This is a genomic window from Alteromonas sp. LMIT006 (assembly GCF_024300645.1).
Lineage (GTDB): Bacteria > Pseudomonadota > Gammaproteobacteria > Enterobacterales > Alteromonadaceae > Opacimonas > Opacimonas immobilis.
Genome location: NZ_CP101291.1, coordinates 977,148 through 993,122 on the forward strand (window position 1 = coordinate 977,148; position 15,975 = coordinate 993,122).

Annotated in this window: 18 protein-coding genes; 14 read left to right on the forward strand and 4 right to left on the reverse strand. The window is 43.5% G+C overall.

The genetic code is table 11. The annotated features are described in order from the left end of the window. Window positions 1–41: 41 nt before the first annotated feature. From NLG07_RS04565 to ubiB, 4 genes are read left to right on the forward strand one after another with little or no spacing between them, the layout of a single operon-like run. Complete coding sequence (locus NLG07_RS04565; RefSeq protein WP_254856514.1) at window positions 42–737, forward strand: DNA-3-methyladenine glycosylase I; 696 nt, start codon at window positions 42–44, stop codon at window positions 735–737. 48 nt (window positions 738–785) lie between these two features. Further along, window positions 786–1,562, forward strand: a complete 777-nt coding sequence (gene ubiE, locus NLG07_RS04570; RefSeq protein WP_254856515.1) for a bifunctional demethylmenaquinone methyltransferase/2-methoxy-6-polyprenyl-1,4-benzoquinol methylase UbiE — start codon at window positions 786–788, stop codon at window positions 1,560–1,562. Next, window positions 1,562–2,197 (forward strand): SCP2 domain-containing protein, encoded by a 636-nt coding sequence (locus tag NLG07_RS04575; RefSeq protein ID WP_254856516.1) that lies wholly within the window; start codon window positions 1,562–1,564, stop codon window positions 2,195–2,197. The genes ubiE and NLG07_RS04575 overlap by 1 nt, the downstream gene beginning before the upstream one ends. Continuing rightward, complete coding sequence (ubiB, locus tag NLG07_RS04580; protein WP_254856517.1) at window positions 2,187–3,830, forward strand: ubiquinone biosynthesis regulatory protein kinase UbiB; 1,644 nt, start codon at window positions 2,187–2,189, stop codon at window positions 3,828–3,830. Before NLG07_RS04575 ends, ubiB begins: the two co-directional genes overlap by 11 nt. 3 nt (window positions 3,831–3,833) lie before the next feature. Here ubiB and NLG07_RS04585 read toward each other — a convergent pair whose 3' ends face one another. Further along, window positions 3,834–4,820: a hypothetical protein gene (locus NLG07_RS04585; protein WP_254856518.1), complete on the reverse strand. Its 987-nt coding sequence runs from the start codon at window positions 4,818–4,820 to the stop codon at window positions 3,834–3,836. A 139-nt stretch (window positions 4,821–4,959) separates the two neighbouring features. On the opposite strand from NLG07_RS04585, the gene tatA reads away from it, so the two are divergent. From tatA to hemB, 5 genes are read left to right on the forward strand one after another with little or no spacing between them, the layout of a single operon-like run. Beyond that, the gene (gene tatA, locus NLG07_RS04590; protein ID WP_254856519.1) at window positions 4,960–5,187 is read left to right on the forward strand and encodes a twin-arginine translocase TatA/TatE family subunit; all 228 of its coding nucleotides are present in this window, start codon (window positions 4,960–4,962) and stop codon (window positions 5,185–5,187) included. Then, window positions 5,187–5,528: a Sec-independent protein translocase protein TatB gene (gene tatB / locus NLG07_RS04595; protein ID WP_254856520.1), complete on the forward strand. Its 342-nt coding sequence runs from the start codon at window positions 5,187–5,189 to the stop codon at window positions 5,526–5,528. Before tatA ends, tatB begins: the two co-directional genes overlap by 1 nt. After that, window positions 5,512–6,255 (forward strand): twin-arginine translocase subunit TatC, encoded by a 744-nt coding sequence (tatC, locus tag NLG07_RS04600; RefSeq protein WP_254856521.1) that lies wholly within the window; start codon window positions 5,512–5,514, stop codon window positions 6,253–6,255. Before tatB ends, tatC begins: the two co-directional genes overlap by 17 nt. Window positions 6,256–6,306: 51 nt before the next feature. Further along, window positions 6,307–6,867 carry a hypothetical protein gene (locus tag NLG07_RS04605; RefSeq protein ID WP_254856522.1) on the forward strand — a complete coding sequence of 187 codons (561 nt, stop codon included), beginning with the start codon at window positions 6,307–6,309 and terminating at the stop codon, window positions 6,865–6,867. 3 nt (window positions 6,868–6,870) lie between these two features. Then, window positions 6,871–7,872 carry a porphobilinogen synthase gene (gene hemB / locus NLG07_RS04610; protein WP_254856523.1) on the forward strand — a complete coding sequence of 334 codons (1,002 nt, stop codon included), beginning with the start codon at window positions 6,871–6,873 and terminating at the stop codon, window positions 7,870–7,872. Between the two features lie 5 nt (window positions 7,873–7,877). Here hemB and NLG07_RS04615 read toward each other — a convergent pair whose 3' ends face one another. Together NLG07_RS04615 and rhlB are read right to left on the reverse strand one after the other, a co-directional pair. Continuing rightward, window positions 7,878–9,422 (reverse strand): guanosine-5'-triphosphate,3'-diphosphate pyrophosphatase, encoded by a 1,545-nt coding sequence (locus NLG07_RS04615; protein WP_254856524.1) that lies wholly within the window; start codon window positions 9,420–9,422, stop codon window positions 7,878–7,880. Window positions 9,423–9,447: 25 nt separating this feature from the next. Next, window positions 9,448–10,686, reverse strand: coding sequence for an ATP-dependent RNA helicase RhlB (gene rhlB / locus NLG07_RS04620; protein ID WP_254856525.1), 1,239 nt, complete (start codon window positions 10,684–10,686; stop codon window positions 9,448–9,450). An 88-nt stretch (window positions 10,687–10,774) separates the two neighbouring features. Between rhlB and trxA the strand changes: the two genes are divergently transcribed. Both trxA and rho read left to right on the forward strand, forming a co-directional pair. Then, window positions 10,775–11,101, forward strand: coding sequence for a thioredoxin TrxA (gene trxA / locus NLG07_RS04625; protein ID WP_254856526.1), 327 nt, complete (start codon window positions 10,775–10,777; stop codon window positions 11,099–11,101). A 225-nt stretch (window positions 11,102–11,326) separates the two neighbouring features. Further along, on the forward strand, window positions 11,327–12,592 hold the full coding sequence (gene rho / locus NLG07_RS04630) for a transcription termination factor Rho (RefSeq protein WP_254856527.1): 1,266 nt from the start codon (window positions 11,327–11,329) through the stop codon (window positions 12,590–12,592). Window positions 12,593–12,662: 70 nt separating this feature from the next. Here rho and NLG07_RS04635 read toward each other — a convergent pair whose 3' ends face one another. Beyond that, the gene (locus NLG07_RS04635; RefSeq protein ID WP_254856528.1) at window positions 12,663–13,562 is read right to left on the reverse strand and encodes a LysR family transcriptional regulator; all 900 of its coding nucleotides are present in this window, start codon (window positions 13,560–13,562) and stop codon (window positions 12,663–12,665) included. A gap of 185 nt (window positions 13,563–13,747) precedes the next feature. On the opposite strand from NLG07_RS04635, the gene purE reads away from it, so the two are divergent. The 3 genes from purE to NLG07_RS04650 are packed head-to-tail and all read left to right on the forward strand — an operon-like array spanning window position 13,748 to window position 15,954. Beyond that, on the forward strand, window positions 13,748–14,233 hold the full coding sequence (purE, locus tag NLG07_RS04640; protein ID WP_254856529.1) for a 5-(carboxyamino)imidazole ribonucleotide mutase: 486 nt from the start codon (window positions 13,748–13,750) through the stop codon (window positions 14,231–14,233). 4 nt (window positions 14,234–14,237) lie between these two features. After that, a complete protein-coding gene (locus tag NLG07_RS04645; RefSeq protein ID WP_254856530.1) occupies window positions 14,238–15,377 on the forward strand; it encodes a 5-(carboxyamino)imidazole ribonucleotide synthase in 1,140 nt (379 codons plus the stop codon). A gap of 52 nt (window positions 15,378–15,429) precedes the next feature. Next, window positions 15,430–15,954: a copper chaperone PCu(A)C gene (locus NLG07_RS04650; protein ID WP_254856531.1), complete on the forward strand. Its 525-nt coding sequence runs from the start codon at window positions 15,430–15,432 to the stop codon at window positions 15,952–15,954. Window positions 15,955–15,975: the final 21 nt, after the last annotated feature.

Here is a 15,975-nt window from a genome sequence, read left to right on the forward strand (position 1 = left end):
GGTTCTATAGTTATACAACGGTAGAACCTTATTAATTTGTTATGTCATTAGAATCATACCAGGCGATTTATGCTCGAGCTCTCAAACGCAAACGCAGTGAAGCCATCCTTGAAAGTTTACTCAATGAACCCTTACACACTCGCCAAATCGCCCAAATTGGCGATGACCGATTTTTAGCTGAGTTCACCAAAAAAGTGTTTCAATCCGGTTTTGTGTGGCGCGTGGTACGCAACAAATGGCCTGATTTTGAAGAAGTCTTTTGGGGCTTTGACATCGAGAAAATCTTGATGATGCCAGAAGACATGCTCGAGAAGAAAGCCACTGATCCGAGAATCATCCGCAACTATAGTAAGGTCAAAACAATCAAAGAAAATGCCCTGATGATCCATGACATCGCCGAACAGCATGGCAGTTTTGGCGAATTTGTCGCGCAATGGCCAAAAAACGATATTGTCGGATTGTGGGATTATTTGAAAAAACATGGCAAGCGACTAGGCGGTAATACAGGTCCCTATGCGTTGCGTTTTTTGGGCGTTGATACATTCTTGTTATCCAAAGACGTCGAAGATTACTTCACTCAACATGGCATTATTACGGGTTCAGCTCGTTCAAAACGCAGTTTAACCGCAATCCAAGGTGCGTTCTTAACTTGGCAACAACAATCAGGACGTTCCTTGACTGAGTTAAGCCAATTAGTGGCATATAGTTGTGGGGACAATTATGTGGGTGTGCAATAACGCGCTTTTTGATACAATCCTAACCCTATACATTCATAAGGAATTGCTATGAGCCAAGACACGACCACCAACGCCGACGTTACTGATGGGAAAACCCATTTTGGCTATCAAACCGTTGCGGCAGATCAAAAAGAAGCGATGGTCGCGAAGGTTTTTGACAGTGTTGCGGCCAAGTACGATATCATGAACGATGTGATGTCGCTCGGCATACATCGCTTGTGGAAGCGTTATACAATTGATATGGCCGGCGCAAGAAAGGGCATGCAGGTTCTTGATTTGGCTGGTGGCACGGGTGATTTGACGGCTAAATTCTCTCGAATTGTGGGGCCAACCGGAAAAGTCGTATTGTCTGATATCAACCCTTCGATGCTGGAGGTGGGTAAAGATAAGCTGCGCGACCAAGGATTAGTACAAAATATCGAATACGTTGAAGCAAATGCCGAGGACTTACCGTTTGCTGATGACCAGTTTGATATCGTAACCATGGCATTTGGTTTGCGTAATGTGACCAATAAAAATAATGCACTTGCATCAATTTACCGAGTCCTCAAACCAGGCGGCCGGCTATTAGTGTTGGAGTTTTCTAAACCAACCAATCCCGGATTGGCCAAAGTATACGATGCGTATTCGTTCCATCTGTTACCCAAAATGGGAGAGCTCATAGCGAATGACGCAGAGAGTTATCAATACCTTGCCGAGTCTATTCGCATGCACCCCGATCAAGATACTCTGGCTCAAATGATGCGTGATGCTGGGTTTGATAGTGTCGATTACACCAACTTGACTGGTGGTATTGTTGCCTTGCATAAAGGGTTCAAATTTTAATGCTATGGCGTCAATTTTTGGCTGAATGTTTGAGTCTTGGCACGAACCAAGTTCTCAATCTTGAACCTGAACAACGCACGGCCTTTGCCTCATTATCAGGACACTCATTACAGATTGTGTTGTTGCCTATCGAGTTCCCAATCGCCTTATATTTTACTGATAAAGCGATTGATATTCAGTTGCCACCGAAGCCGTTAGTTGATGATGCTGTGGATTGTACTGTCAATGTAGCTTTAAGTGCCTTAGATAAAATTCGAGATACCAGTCAGTTAACGGCATTAATCAAAGCCGATAAATTGGATATTCAAGGTGACTTAGGGATACTGCAAAAACTCAATACGGCGATGCAACAGGTGTCTTTGAATTGGGCAAGCGTGTTAACACCAGTATTTGGTGAGACATTAACTTCGCAATTACTCAACTTTCACGAAGCCCGATTAGCTGAATTTAAACAGCACGTCGAAGCGGTTCAAATCACCTTGGCAGAAGGGCTTATCGAAGAAAAAAAACTCATCGCCCCAGCCATTTTTGTTGCTGACTTTTGTGATGAGGTCAGTCAGATCCGTATTGATACCGACCGCTTGCAGGCGCGTATCACCCGCTTAGAACAACAACGGAAGACCAATGGCGAGTAAACGTTTTTATCAAATCACCAAAGTCATTTTGCAATACGGTTTGGATGATTTAATTCCTGCCCATTGGATCCCTTGGTATGCGAAGATCGGGCGTCACAGCATTTTTTGGTTACGCAATCGCCACAAACAACGCAGTCGTGGGGAACGCTTGCGGCTTGCACTTGAATCACTAGGTCCTGTGTTCATAAAATTCGGGCAAATGTTGTCCACAAGACGCGATTTGATTCCGTTAGACATCGCTGATGAACTGGCGATTTTGCAAGATAACGTGTTGCCGTTTGATGGCGAAATAGCCTTACAGTCTGTGCTAAAAGAATTGAAACTAAACAGTGTGGATGAGCTGTTTAGCGAGTTTTCGATTACACCAATGGCTTCCGCTTCGATTGCTCAAGTTCACGGTGCCAAACTGAAAGCTTGTGGTACCGATGTGGTGGTCAAAGTCATTCGTCCCAATATTGCTCCTATTATTGAATCAGACGTGGAATTATTGCGTGCGATTGCTGCGGTGGTACAAAAGTGGTTACCAGATGGTAAGCGCATGCGGCCAGTTGAGGTCGTTGAAGAATACCAAAAAACCATTTTTGATGAGCTTGACTTGGTCCGTGAGGCGACCAATGGCATGCATATCAAACACAATTTCAAAGATTCACACTCTTTGTATGTACCGCATTTTTATACTGATTATTGCACGCAAAATGTCATTGTTATGGAACGCATCTATGGCACACCGGTTGCGGATGTTGACTCGCTGTTAGAGCAGGGGGTTAATATGAAACTTCTTGCTGAACGCGGGGTAGAGGTGTTTTTTACTCAAGTCTTTCGCGATAGTTTTTTCCATGCGGATATGCACCCCGGGAATATTTTTGTTGGCTTAGACCGTCCACATGATCCATATTACATTGGCATCGATTATGGCATTGTGGGCACGTTAAACGCACAAGATAAACATTACTTGGCCGCGAATTTTATTGCATTTTTTAATCGCGATTATCGCAAAGTGGCTGAACTTCACGTCGATTCGGGGTGGGTGCCGAGCGATACGAATGTGGATGATTTAGAGGTTGCGATCCGTGCGGTGTGCGACCCCATTTTCCAAAAGCCACTAAACGAAATCTCATTTGGTCATGTACTGTTGCAGTTATTTAACACTGCGCGACGCTTTAATATGCAGGTGCAACCGCAACTGGTGTTACTGCAAAAAACCTTGTTGTACGTGGAAGGGCTTGGGCGACAGTTGTATCCACAACTCGATTTGTGGGCGACGGCCAAACCGTTTTTAGAAAACTGGATGAATGAGCAAATAGGCTTTAAAGCATTCTTCTCCAAAGTTCAGCAAAATGCGCCTTACTGGGTTGAAAAATTCCCGACAATGCCCGATTTGTTTTTTAATACCTTACAGCAACTCAAAGGCCTTCCAGAACGTGAAGAGAAACTGTTCCTCAAACAGCGCAGGCAACAGCGTGAATACCAAAAATCGACATTGTATGGGATGTTAGGTTCAACGTCTTTTGTTTTGGCGCTATTATTGTTTATCAATGATAAGCCGTGGTATTACGATGCCAGTGCGGTAGTAGTCGGGGTGTTATTTTGGCTAAAAGCTGCAGTGAAAACTCGATTTTTGGATGATGATTAGGTTTTAGAACTGGAAATTAGCATTGTCGCCAAAGAACCCCTCAAAGCGCAATGCTAGGCCATAAGAGCGACGAAAGTCTTCTTCTTTTAACCAGAGCACAAACGGCTCAATTTCAAAAAATAACCAAGGGCGCAGCGGATTACTGCGCAGTTTCGCACTCATATAAATATGCTCAGTATGCATGTTTGGCCTCGAGAAACCTTGAGCATAAGCATTCAGTACAAATGTTGATTGAGCCGACAAGCGATAGTATCGCTGAGCTTCAATGTTCCACTTGAACCGATTGGTCTTATCCTCAAAATACCAGCGATGACTGAATCGGTCTAACTTAGTACCAGTGCGTTCTAACAACAATGAAGCCCCAGCTTCGGTACCCCAACCATCTCGGTTATAGTAATAGACTCGACCTTCATATAACAAATTCATTTTTGGTGAAAAGCGATGATAGTCTTGGTATGTACTGCGGGCAAATACTTGGTCACGTCGCCCAAAACCCACGCGATAGCTGATTTTGTCATTGCGTGGACTAAAGTACCTTAATGCGAGAGTGGTGTTATCTTTTTGAGTTTGCAGTTCTCGACTGACATTCAGTGCGTCATCTAGGTAATTATCCTCATCATCACTGAGTAACACATCCACTTTATGCTTCAATGATGGCAGTCGCAATCCTATTTTGAATCTCGGTTCGATATTACTCCAATCTCCACTGCGTGGCTCCCAGCCTAAGCGTACCTTACCGTACGCACTTGCCTTATCACTCGGTAAGTCAGTTGGAGAAAACCAGGCATCTAACGTCTGAGCTTGTAAATGAAAGGTTTGGGTAATATTGCGTTGCCAGTCGTCAAACCATTGTTCATCGGTGTTCGATAAGTGGGTGAAAGGCGCTTCTGTGGGGTAAGACTTGGCTGGACTCTCATTTGCCGAAGCAGAGTTAAAAACAACACCAAATACGCAATACGCCAGCACACTGATGCAGCGTAAAAGCTTCATTGAGGTAAGACATGTTTTGCAACGATTCATTTTAATACTATATCAGTCGTAACAATTGAAACATAATGTTTATTTCACATGAAATCTACTGATAACTCACATATAATCATAGCAATTCAATTGTTTAAAGGGATCCGACATGGGCGGAATTAGCATATGGCAGTTACTGATCATCGCATTAATTGTGATTTTGTTATTTGGAAGCAAAAAGCTAAGAGGCTTGGGCGGTGACCTTGGTGACGCTGTGAAAGGTTTCAAAAAAGCGGTCAATGAAGACAATAATGATGCTGACTTCACGCCCGAGCAGCTCGAAGCGCAACAAAAACAACAAGCACAAGCAACCAAGAAAACTGAGCAAAAAGACTAGTGTTTGATATTGGTTTTTGGGAGCTTCTTGTCATAGGTATTATGGCGCTGTTGGTTTTAGGCCCACAGCGTTTACCCGGTGCCATCCGCAGTACGTTAGGGACGGTGCGAAAAGTCAAACAAGCAGCATCAGGATTTAAATCTGAAATGGAAGAACAATTACGGATCCATGAGTTGCACGAAAACCTGCGCAAAGCTGAAGAACAAGGCTTCAAAAACCTCGATCCTGAATTACAAAAAAGTGTTGATGAACTCAAAGCCGCGGCTCAATCTGTACATCAACCTTACAAATCTTCTACGGTAAACCCCCTCGAGCCCGAACAAGATGACAGAAAGCAATAACCTCATCGCCCATCTGATTGAACTCAGATCGCGCATTTTGAAAATGCTACTGAGTGTTTTAGTGGTCTTTCTGGCTCTGGCATATTTTGCGCAAGACATCTATCACTGGCTCGCCAGTCCTTTACTTGCGGTTATGCCAGAAGGCAGCAATATGATTGCCACCGATGTGGCATCGCCTTTTTTTACACCGTTTAAACTGACTATAGTAGTGAGTTTTTTTATTGCAATCCCATATATTCTTTACCAGTTATGGGCGTTTATTGCACCGGGACTTTACCGTAACGAAAAGCGACTCGTCGCACCTTTACTGCTTACCTCCACACTTTTATTTTATGGCGGAATGGCTTTCGCATACTATATTGTATTTCCTTTGGCCTTTGCCTTTTTTAGTTCAGTGGCACCGGAAGGTGTCGTCATTAGCACCGATATCAGTAGTTATCTTAACTTTGTTCTCAAAATTTTGTTTGCGTTTGGTGTGTCGTTTGAAATCCCAATTGTGATTATTGTCATGCTGTGGACCGGCGCTACAACAGCGGAAAATCTTCGGGCCAAACGTGCCTATGTGATTGTAGGTGCATTTGTGATCGGTATGTTGATGACGCCACCGGATGTTATTTCGCAAACTTTATTGGCCGTACCCATGTGGTTACTCTATGAATTAGGCATCATTGTTGGTAGCATCTATACCCGAAAGGCGTCAGATACAAGCGACACCCAAGACGCCTGAGATATGATAATAATAACGTTTTCAGACTAGAAAAAAGTGAAAGAGCCGCTTATGTTACGCAAACCAATTATTCTAATGACCATTGCATGGTCAACTCTTGTTCTACCACAATCAGTTTATGCTGATCAATCCGTTGCTGAAGCAGTAAAACAATGCGCACAAACCCAAAATAGCTTACAACGCTTAGTGTGTTTTGATGGCATTGCTTCGCGTCTACAAGATTATTCAGATGACGTTCTACCACGAGCTCGAGTAACGCCCAGTGCCCCTGCTAATGTAGCAGCCCAAGTACCACCTGCGACCTCAGCAATGCCAACAAGCCCTGCAAATGCAGCGGATTTGCCGTTTGAACCAAACAATAGAGTGGAGGACTTTGGTCGCGTCGAAATCGTCAAAGACACTTTGTTAGCCTCAGTTACTGCGTTGACATACGACCGTAACGATTATTTTACAGTAACGCTCAATAACGGCCAAATGTGGCGCCAAACCGAAGTCAGTCGGATTAAAATCGATGTGGGTGACCGCATTGAAATTGAAGAAGGCGTCTTTGGCAGTTTTATTTTGACTTCTGAGGCTTCGAACCGGACGGCAAGAGTGAAGCGAGTGAAATAGTTCATGGCTGTAAAATTGACTTTCCCCAACTCGCGTCCACGTCGTTTACGATTAAATGACAATATCAGAGCGTTAGTGCAAGAACACAGTTTGTCGGTAAGCGACTTTATCTATCCCATGTTTGTCAGAGAAGGGGAAGGTGAAATTGAGCCAATTACGTCAATGCCGGATGTGTATCGTTATTCTATAGATACTTTGTTAGTTCGCCTTGCCGATGTGGTGGCACTTGGTATTCCTGCGATTGCTTTGTTTCCAGTTACACCTATGTCAGCTAAATCATTGGATGCCGCAGCAGCGTTTGCTACCGATGGCCTTGCCCAACGTGCAGTTCGGGCTATTAAGGCTCAATTTCCAGATCTTCTGGTCATTACCGATGTAGCATTAGATCCGTTCACTACCCATGGACAAGACGGAATTATTGATGACTCGGGTTATGTACTAAATGACGAAACAACCGAGATTTTGGTTAAGCAAGCCCTATCTCATGCCCGAGCCGGGGCCGATGTCGTAGCGCCTTCCGATATGATGGATGGGCGAATTAGGGCAATCCGCGATGCCCTAGAAGCTGAACGCTTTATTCACACCAATATTATGGCCTATTCAGCCAAATATGCGTCTAGCTATTATGGGCCGTTTCGTGATGCGGTCGGCTCAGCTAGCAATCTAAAGGGTGGGAACAAATTCACTTATCAAATGGATCCGGCTAATTCAGATGAAGCTTTAAAAGAAATCGCGTTGGATTTGCAAGAGGGCGCGGATATGGTCATGGTCAAACCGGGAATGCCATATTTAGACATCGTTCGTCGCGTAAAAGACGAATTCAAAGTACCAACCTTTGCCTATCAGGTGAGTGGTGAATACGCCATGCACCAAGCTGCTTTTGCTCAAGGCTGGTTGCAACGTGAAGCAGTAATTCTTGAATCACTGCTGTGTTTTAAGCGCGCTGGAGCGGATGGAATATTAACGTATTTTGCAGCCCAAGCCGCAGAGATATTACAAAATTAGGGTTATTACACCGCTGCGATTTCAATGCTTTCAATAGTCAAATGCCATTTTGCTTTGTGTTGTAACCAAGCTTCGTTAGCTAGTTCAGCTTGCACTAGTTTGTTGTTGTTTAACCACATTTGGTCAATCTGAATGGTCCAACTATCATCTTGTATGGCTAACCTGATGTTGGCGTCGTGGAGTAAACTCGGGGCATGGTTGCGTTTTATATGTAATATGGTCGCAAGCCGTAATATTCTGATCATTGCCAATATGTCTTTACTCAAACTTGCCGGAAAACCATCACTACAGAAAAGGTTAACATCACCTTTGTGATTGCCAATGATTGCGGCGATGCATTCTTTTTGTAACTTGGTGAATCCGGCTAATTCATGGTGCATTAAGATATATTGAGCATGCACTTGTTGGTTTTTGTAGCCGATGTGCAAGCCAATCTCATGTAACATGCCAGCGGTATACAACAAGGTGCGGCTGTCGAGGGAGCAGATATTACTTTGTTCACAAAACTGTTGATATAAGCCAAGGGCGGTATGCGTAACTTGTTGTGCTTGTAATGGTTGAATATGAAATTGTTTGACGCAACGTGTTATGGTTTGATGGCGGCGATCATCTAAAGGTTGGTCTTCGATCATTCCGTAAATCAGTCCTTCTCGAAGAGCTCCGCCTGCTAGATTCATTGAATCAATATCCAAGCTTTCAAATAAGGCAATCAAAATGGCGAGGCCACTAGGAAAGATAGCTTGTCTCGACTCAGCTAAACCGGTAATTTCTAGCTCATCTAGATGGTTATATGCTGTACACTGACGCTTTAGTTCATCTAAATAGCTAAGGCGTATTGCATCTTTATTACCCTGTCCTTGTAATATCTCGACGATGGCTTGTGGAGTACCAGATGCCCCTAAACACAAGTCAAAATCAAAGCATTTAAATGATGCTAGATGTGGCTGAAGGATTTTTTTTGCTGAATCGATGGCTTGTGTAAACGCCTTACCACTGATTTCACCATTAGCAAAATAGCGTTCAGTGAAAGTGACACAACCCATGTCGAAGCTGTGCAAATGAATGGGAACCGTATCTCTACCAAGGATCACCTCAGTACTTGCTCCACCAATATCAATGACCAAAGTGTTACCCTTGGTCGCAGAGGTAAATGCTACCCCGCGATAGATTTCTTCAGCCTCTTCAAGCCCAGAGATAACGTTGATTTTGTGTTCGAGGATCTGCTCAGCTTGAACCACAAACTGTTGTGCATTATTAGCCAAACGCAAGGTGGCGGTTGCGACGATTTTGATGTTTTGCGCAGGAATGTCTTTTAAGCGGTCTGCAAAGGTGTGTAAACAGTCCCATCCGCGTTGCATAGACTCTTCTGACAACATATTCTGGGCATTGAGTCCTGCAGCGAGTTGGACTTTTTGTTTTACTTTGGAGACGATCTGCACATTGCCGTTTACCACGTGGACCACCACAAGATGAAAGCTATTCGAACCCATATCAACGGCTGCGAAGTATTCACCTTGAGGTTGTAACGTGGTCAAATCTTGATGTCGCATAAGCTTTTTTGTATTTTTTGAAGGGCTATTTGTTAGCCCTTGGTTTGCGATGATTTGGCTTTCCATGGCGCTTCCTTGTCGTTGGTTTGGGGGCTTTTATGTCCGTTAAAAGCATTTCAGCATCATATTCACTTACTGGTATTTGATGATCAATATACTCCTCTATAGCGGGTAAATTCAAGGCGTATTTTTCACAGGCAAAACTAATGGCGTGTCCAGTCTCTCCTGCACGACCTGTACGACCAATGCGATGGACGTAATCTTCCGCATCATCAGGTAGATCATAGTTAAAGACATGGGACACTTTGTTTATATGAAGTCCACGAGCAGCCACATCAGTGGCGACTAAAAAGTCCAAATGCCCTTGAGTAAATTGTTGTAGTATTTGTAAGCGTTTCTTTTGCGGCACATCACCACTAAGTAAACCTACTCTGTGCCCATCTGCTTTGAGCCAAGCGGTGACATTTTCACACTCGTGTTTGGTGTTGGCAAAGACCACAGCACGATCTGGCCATTCATCTTCGATCAGCGTCAACAGCAAGCGCATTTTGTCCTGGCCTGACGGATAGAACAACTCTTCTTGAATGCGTTCACCGGTTTTTTGTTCTGGTGCAACCTCAACATGAGTAGGGGTGTTCATATGCTCATATGCGAGCTCCTGGACACGAAAACTTAAGGTTGCTGAAAACAACATACTCAAGCGTTGCGAGGGTTTTGGCATACGGCGAAACAAAAATCGAATATCTTTAATAAAGCCCAGGTCGAACATACGATCTGCTTCATCGAGAACGGCAACTTCGATATGCTCTAAGCTGAAAGCTCCTTGCTTGTAAAAATCGATAATCCGACCAGTTGTCCCAATAATGATATCGACACCGTTTTGTAATTGTTGACGTTGATTTTCGTATCCTTCGCCACCATATATCAAGCCACAAGATAGGCTAGTTTCTTGACTAAGTATTTTAGCATCACTGTGTATTTGGACGGCTAACTCACGAGTTGGAGCCATGATGATTGCTCTAGGTTTGCCATGAGTTGTCTCTTTTTCGAGCAATTTATGATAGGTTGCTACTAAAAAAGCAATGGTTTTGCCCGTTCCTGTTTGCGCTTGACCCGCAACGTCATTGCCTGCCAACAATGGGGGCAGTGCCATCGCCTGAATCGGTGTGCAGTGTTCAAAATTAGCTTTATTTAAAGCACTTTGTACCTTAATATTGATTGGCAAATCTTGGAATCGAGTATCTGTTAAGTGAGTGTTTTGCATAATTTATTATGTTTTGACCTTGCATTATAATCAGATTCTTATAAAACTATGGTGAACAATTACTAGTTCATCTACATTGGAGAAAAGAATGAGCGACAAAATTATCACATTGTCTGATGATAAGTTCGAAGCAGATGTTATCAATGCTGAAGGCCCAGTCCTAGTTGATTTTTGGGCTGAATGGTGTGGCCCATGTAAAATGATTGCCCCTATTTTATCTGAAATTGCTGAAAGTTACGACGGTAAAGTCACAGTCGCTAAACTCAATGTTGATGAAAACAGTGAAACACCCCCTAAATATGGTATTCGCGGTATCCCAACCTTGTTGTTATTTAAAGGCGGTAGCGTTGTAGGAACTAAAGTTGGCGCATTATCTAAAACTCAATTAGAAGAGTTTTTAGCAGAACATATTTAATGTTTTAGTTCTGCAAAGCTCAGTCAAACCCCTCGTGCATCGAGGGGTTTTGCATTTCTGTTACAAAATACTTGTACACACATAAATTAAGTGTTAACTTTATTTTTATGACTCAAGCAAGAGTTACACAGTACATCCTTCAACGCCTGTACTGTGCTATTCCCTGTTCTTAACCATAAATACTTTCAAGCTTAATAGCTAACCTACTTGCAGACCTATTCAACTATGAATCTTACCGAATTAAAAAACAAACCCATCAGTACCCTTGTTGCCCTTGCCGAAGAAATGGGCATTGAAAATATGGCGCGAGCTCGCAAACAAGACATTATCTTTTCAATCCTTAAGACGCATGCCAAAAGCGGAGAAGATATTTTCGGTGATGGGGTATTAGAGATACTGCAAGATGGCTTTGGATTTTTGCGCTCGGCTGACTCTTCGTATCTAGCGGGTCCTGACGATATTTATGTTTCACCTAGTCAAATTCGTCGTTTTAACTTGCGCACCGGTGATACGATTTCTGGGAAAATTCGCCCCCCAAAAGACAGTGAGCGTTATTTTGCATTGCTCAAAATTCGCGAAGTCAACTATGACAAGCCTGAAAACTCGCGCAATAAGATTTTGTTCGAAAACTTAACGCCGCTGCATGCTAATGAGCGTTTGACCATGGAGCGTGGTAACGGTAGTACCGAAGACATTACTGCACGTGTATTAGATTTAGCATCGCCGACCGGTAAGGGTCAACGTGGTCTGATTGTTGCGCCACCTAAAGCGGGTAAAACCCTTTTACTTCAAAATATCGCGCAATCAATCGCGGCTAATCATCCTGAGTGCACCTTAATGGTACTGTTAATTGATGAGCGTCCGGAAGAAGTTACCGAGATGCAACGTCTGGTACAAGGTGAGGTGGTTGCATCAACGTTTGATGAGCCTGCTAATCGTCACGTTCAAGTGGCTGAAATGGTTATCGAAAAAGCCAAGCGCTTAGTAGAGCACAAAAAAGACGTAGTTATTCTGTTAGACTCGATAACTCGCCTTGCTCGTGCTTACAACACAGTAATACCTTCATCAGGTAAAGTCTTAACGGGTGGTGTGGATGCGAACGCATTACACAAACCAAAGCGTTTCTTTGGTGCTGCTCGCAACGTCGAAGAGGGTGGGAGCTTGACTATTATTGCAACGGCATTGATCGATACCGGCTCTAAGATGGATGAAGTGATTTACGAAGAATTTAAAGGTACGGGTAATATGGAATTACACCTGAACCGTAAAATCGCTGAGAAGCGAGTCTTCCCGGCAATTGACTTCAACCGTTCTGGTACTCGCCGTGAAGAACTACTCACCTCTCAAGAAGAACTGCAAAAAATGTGGATTTTGCGAAAAATCGTGCATGAAATGACGGAAATTGATGCAATGGAATTCCTTATTGGCCGCTTGGCGATGACCAAAACAAATGATGAGTTTTTTGAGGCCATGAAGCGTCAAAAAGGTTAAGTTATTTATTGCATAACCCCAAAAACCAAAAGCCCCTCACATTGAGGGGCTTTTTGGTTGTGTAAATAAGTTAAATTTGAGCGTTTTGCTGTTGTCCGACAATTTGCAGGTGAGATTTAAAAGCGGTTAATACCCCACTAGATGGGCGACTCATAACTGAAACTGCATGCCAGTGACTGACAAGAGGAAAATCAATGATGTTGAGTTCTTGAACTCGATGTTTATCAGTTTGGGCAATGGTGTGCTCTGAGAGCACCGAAATACCAATACCAGAATGCACAGCGAGTTGAATTGCTTCATTACTTTCGATAACTAATGCATCTTTTAAAAGCACATTGTTTTGTTCGCAATATCGATTGAACGTGGAAAAGGTATTTGAACCTTCCTCACGCAACAAAAATGTTTGCTCAGCTAATGCTGAAAGGTGGCAGTGATTAGGGCCACTATATTCTAGTGGTGCAACCACTTTCAACCGGTTTTGCATAAATGGGGTCACCTCAACTTCCAAGTTCTCAGGAACATTGGCAACGATATATAGGTCATCATGCTGTTCACTCATTCTCGCATCAATTTGTGATGAATTTCCAACTTTTACTTGAACATAAACGTCGGGATATTCTTTGCAGAAAGTCTTGAGTATTTGTGGCACAAGGTATTTGGCAGTAGATACCACTGCAACCTTAAAAGTACCCGCTTTTTGGCCCTTTAATGCATGAATATGGTTCTGTAAACTGCGTTGTGATTCCATTACGGAAGTGGCACACTGATAGACCGCGCGACCTGCATCGGTAAGCGCGATTGAACCATGGTGAGTCTCGAGTAATGTTATGCCATAAATCTCACTGAGTTTCTTCAGTTGCAGAGAAACGGTTGGTTGCGATAATGACAGTGCGGTTGAGGCCGCGGTAATAGAACCGCTTTCAACGACACACTTAAACACTTCAAGTAATCTAAAGGTTACGTTATTCATATCATTTATTATTATTGCAACCATCATAAAAGTAAATAGTGTATTTCTTAAACACCTCTCTTTTTTTTATCAAATTGGGATTTTTCGAGACAAATGTTTCAATTCCCTGTTTATTCTTGATAAAATGACCTGCTTTCAAACATTGTCACTGTTGTAATCAGTGGTAACTCAATAAGAGATAAGATATGGCACAAGTTGCTATTGTAATGGGTTCTACTTCAGATTGGCCCACCATGCAGAAAGCCGCAGAAATGCTCGAGTCCTTTGGTGTATCGTATAAAGCACAAGTCGTTTCGGCTCATCGCACTCCTGAATTATTAACTGAATTTGCTAAAACGGCAGAAGCGGAAGGTTATCAAGTCATCATCGCTGGTGCGGGTGGCGCTGCACATTTACCTGGAATGATCGCGGCACACACACATCTTCCTGTGTTCGGTTGCCCTGTACGTTCGAGTCAATTAAATGGTGTGGATTCCCTACTCTCAATTGTACAGATGCCGAAAGGCGTTGCCGTAGGCACGCTAGCGATTGGTGAAGCCGGCGCTGCTAATGCTGGATTACTCGCAGCGCAAGTCATTGCATTGAACAACACCGCAGTAAGACATGCCATTATTGAATTTAGACAGCAACAAACCGAGACCGTACTCGCCAACGGGCAACTGGAGCTATAACAGCATGCAAGTTCTAGTATACGGCTCAGGTCAATTGGCGCGGATGATGTATCTTGCTGGTGCGCCTTTATCAATAGATGTCAAGGCCGTAGATGTCGCGACTAAAGCGGTTGTTCACCCAGTCAGTAAGGCTGTGTTGGGCACTGATTTAGAGCAATATATTGCCGATGCGGATGTGTTGACGGTTGAATTTGAACACGTTCCAGAAGATTTGTTAGCACAAGCCAGTGCATCTGGGAAGCTAGCTCCAAATATGCCTGCTATTTTGATCGGCGCTGACCGAGTCAGAGAAAAAGCACTGCTCGACAAATTAAATATTCCCAACTGCACTTATGAAGTTATCACAGATGTTAAACAGCTAGACGGGATCGAATCTCGTTTGGGTGAGCGTATTATTTTTAAAGCTTCACGCGATGGTTATGATGGATATGGACAGTGGCGTGCCAAATCTGCAGCAGATTTGCCATTACTTGCCGCCAAATTTGTTCAGTTGGATCTGCAGTCGGTGCCAATTGTTGCGGAACGCATGTCCGATTTTTCTCGTGAACTTTCTTTGATTGGAGCTCGAAACGCCTCAGGTGATGTGGTGGTCTATCCTTTATCTGAGAACACGCACTACGAAGGCCAGTTGCACCTATCCGTCGCACCTGCTCCTGAGTACACGGATGAGCTTGCTGAACAAGCGCTGTCTATCTTTACTAAAATTGCCAACGAATTGGATTATGTCGGTGTGCTGGCAGTGGAATTGTTCCAGGAGGGTAATACGCTTTTGGTGAATGAACTCGCACCACGAGTTCATAATTCAGGGCATTGGTCCATGCATGGTGCGCATACCTGTCAGTTTGAAAATCATTTGCGTGCAGTGTGTAACTTACCACTAGGTTCGACTCAAGCAAGGACGGTGAGCGCAATGATAAACATCATTGGTTGCGACAACCTAGGTCCAGCTGCATTAGAAATGGAAGATGCACATCAGCATTGGTATGGTAAAGCAGTGCGAGCAAAGCGCAAAATGGGGCATATTAATGTCAATGCTGATTCGTATGCCGACTTGGGGCAAAAATTACTAGACTTGAACGGTCAGTTTCCCTCAGAATATTTTCCTGAACTTGGCCCACAGGCTCAATTATTACTGGTAAAGTAATCTGAGTCGTTGAGGTTCGTAAGTTGAGCCGTTCACTAATAAGGGAAATAACATGTCAAGATTGCTATGCTCTATAAGTATACTGTCAGTTGTCACATTGGCAGCCGCCTGTTCACCTCAGCAAGAATCACATTCTCACGCGCAGCCTTCACCTCAACATCATGCTCATCAAGCAACAGCTGTTGTGGATATGTCGACACTGCCCGAAGGACTTACGCTCTCTGATGTACGAATACGAGCCGCATTTTCAGGCGCAACAACTGGAGCTGCGTATGTCACTATCAACAATAATACTGAAGATGATGTGCATTTAACGTCAGTATCTGTTAGTGAAGATATCGCAATGAAGGTAGAAATCCATGACATGCGTATGGAGGGAGAAATGATGCAGATGTTTGAACTAGAAGACGGGGTCATAATCCCTGCAAAATCTCAACTTCAGCTACGTCCGGGTGGAAAACACATCATGTTGATGGGATTGGCAACTGAATTGAGTGAAGGCAAATCGCTTGAAATGACATTGAAGTTTGCACAACATCCAGCTCAAACTGTTTTGGTTCCAGTAGTTAGAATGTAAACTCAGACTTATTGAGAAACG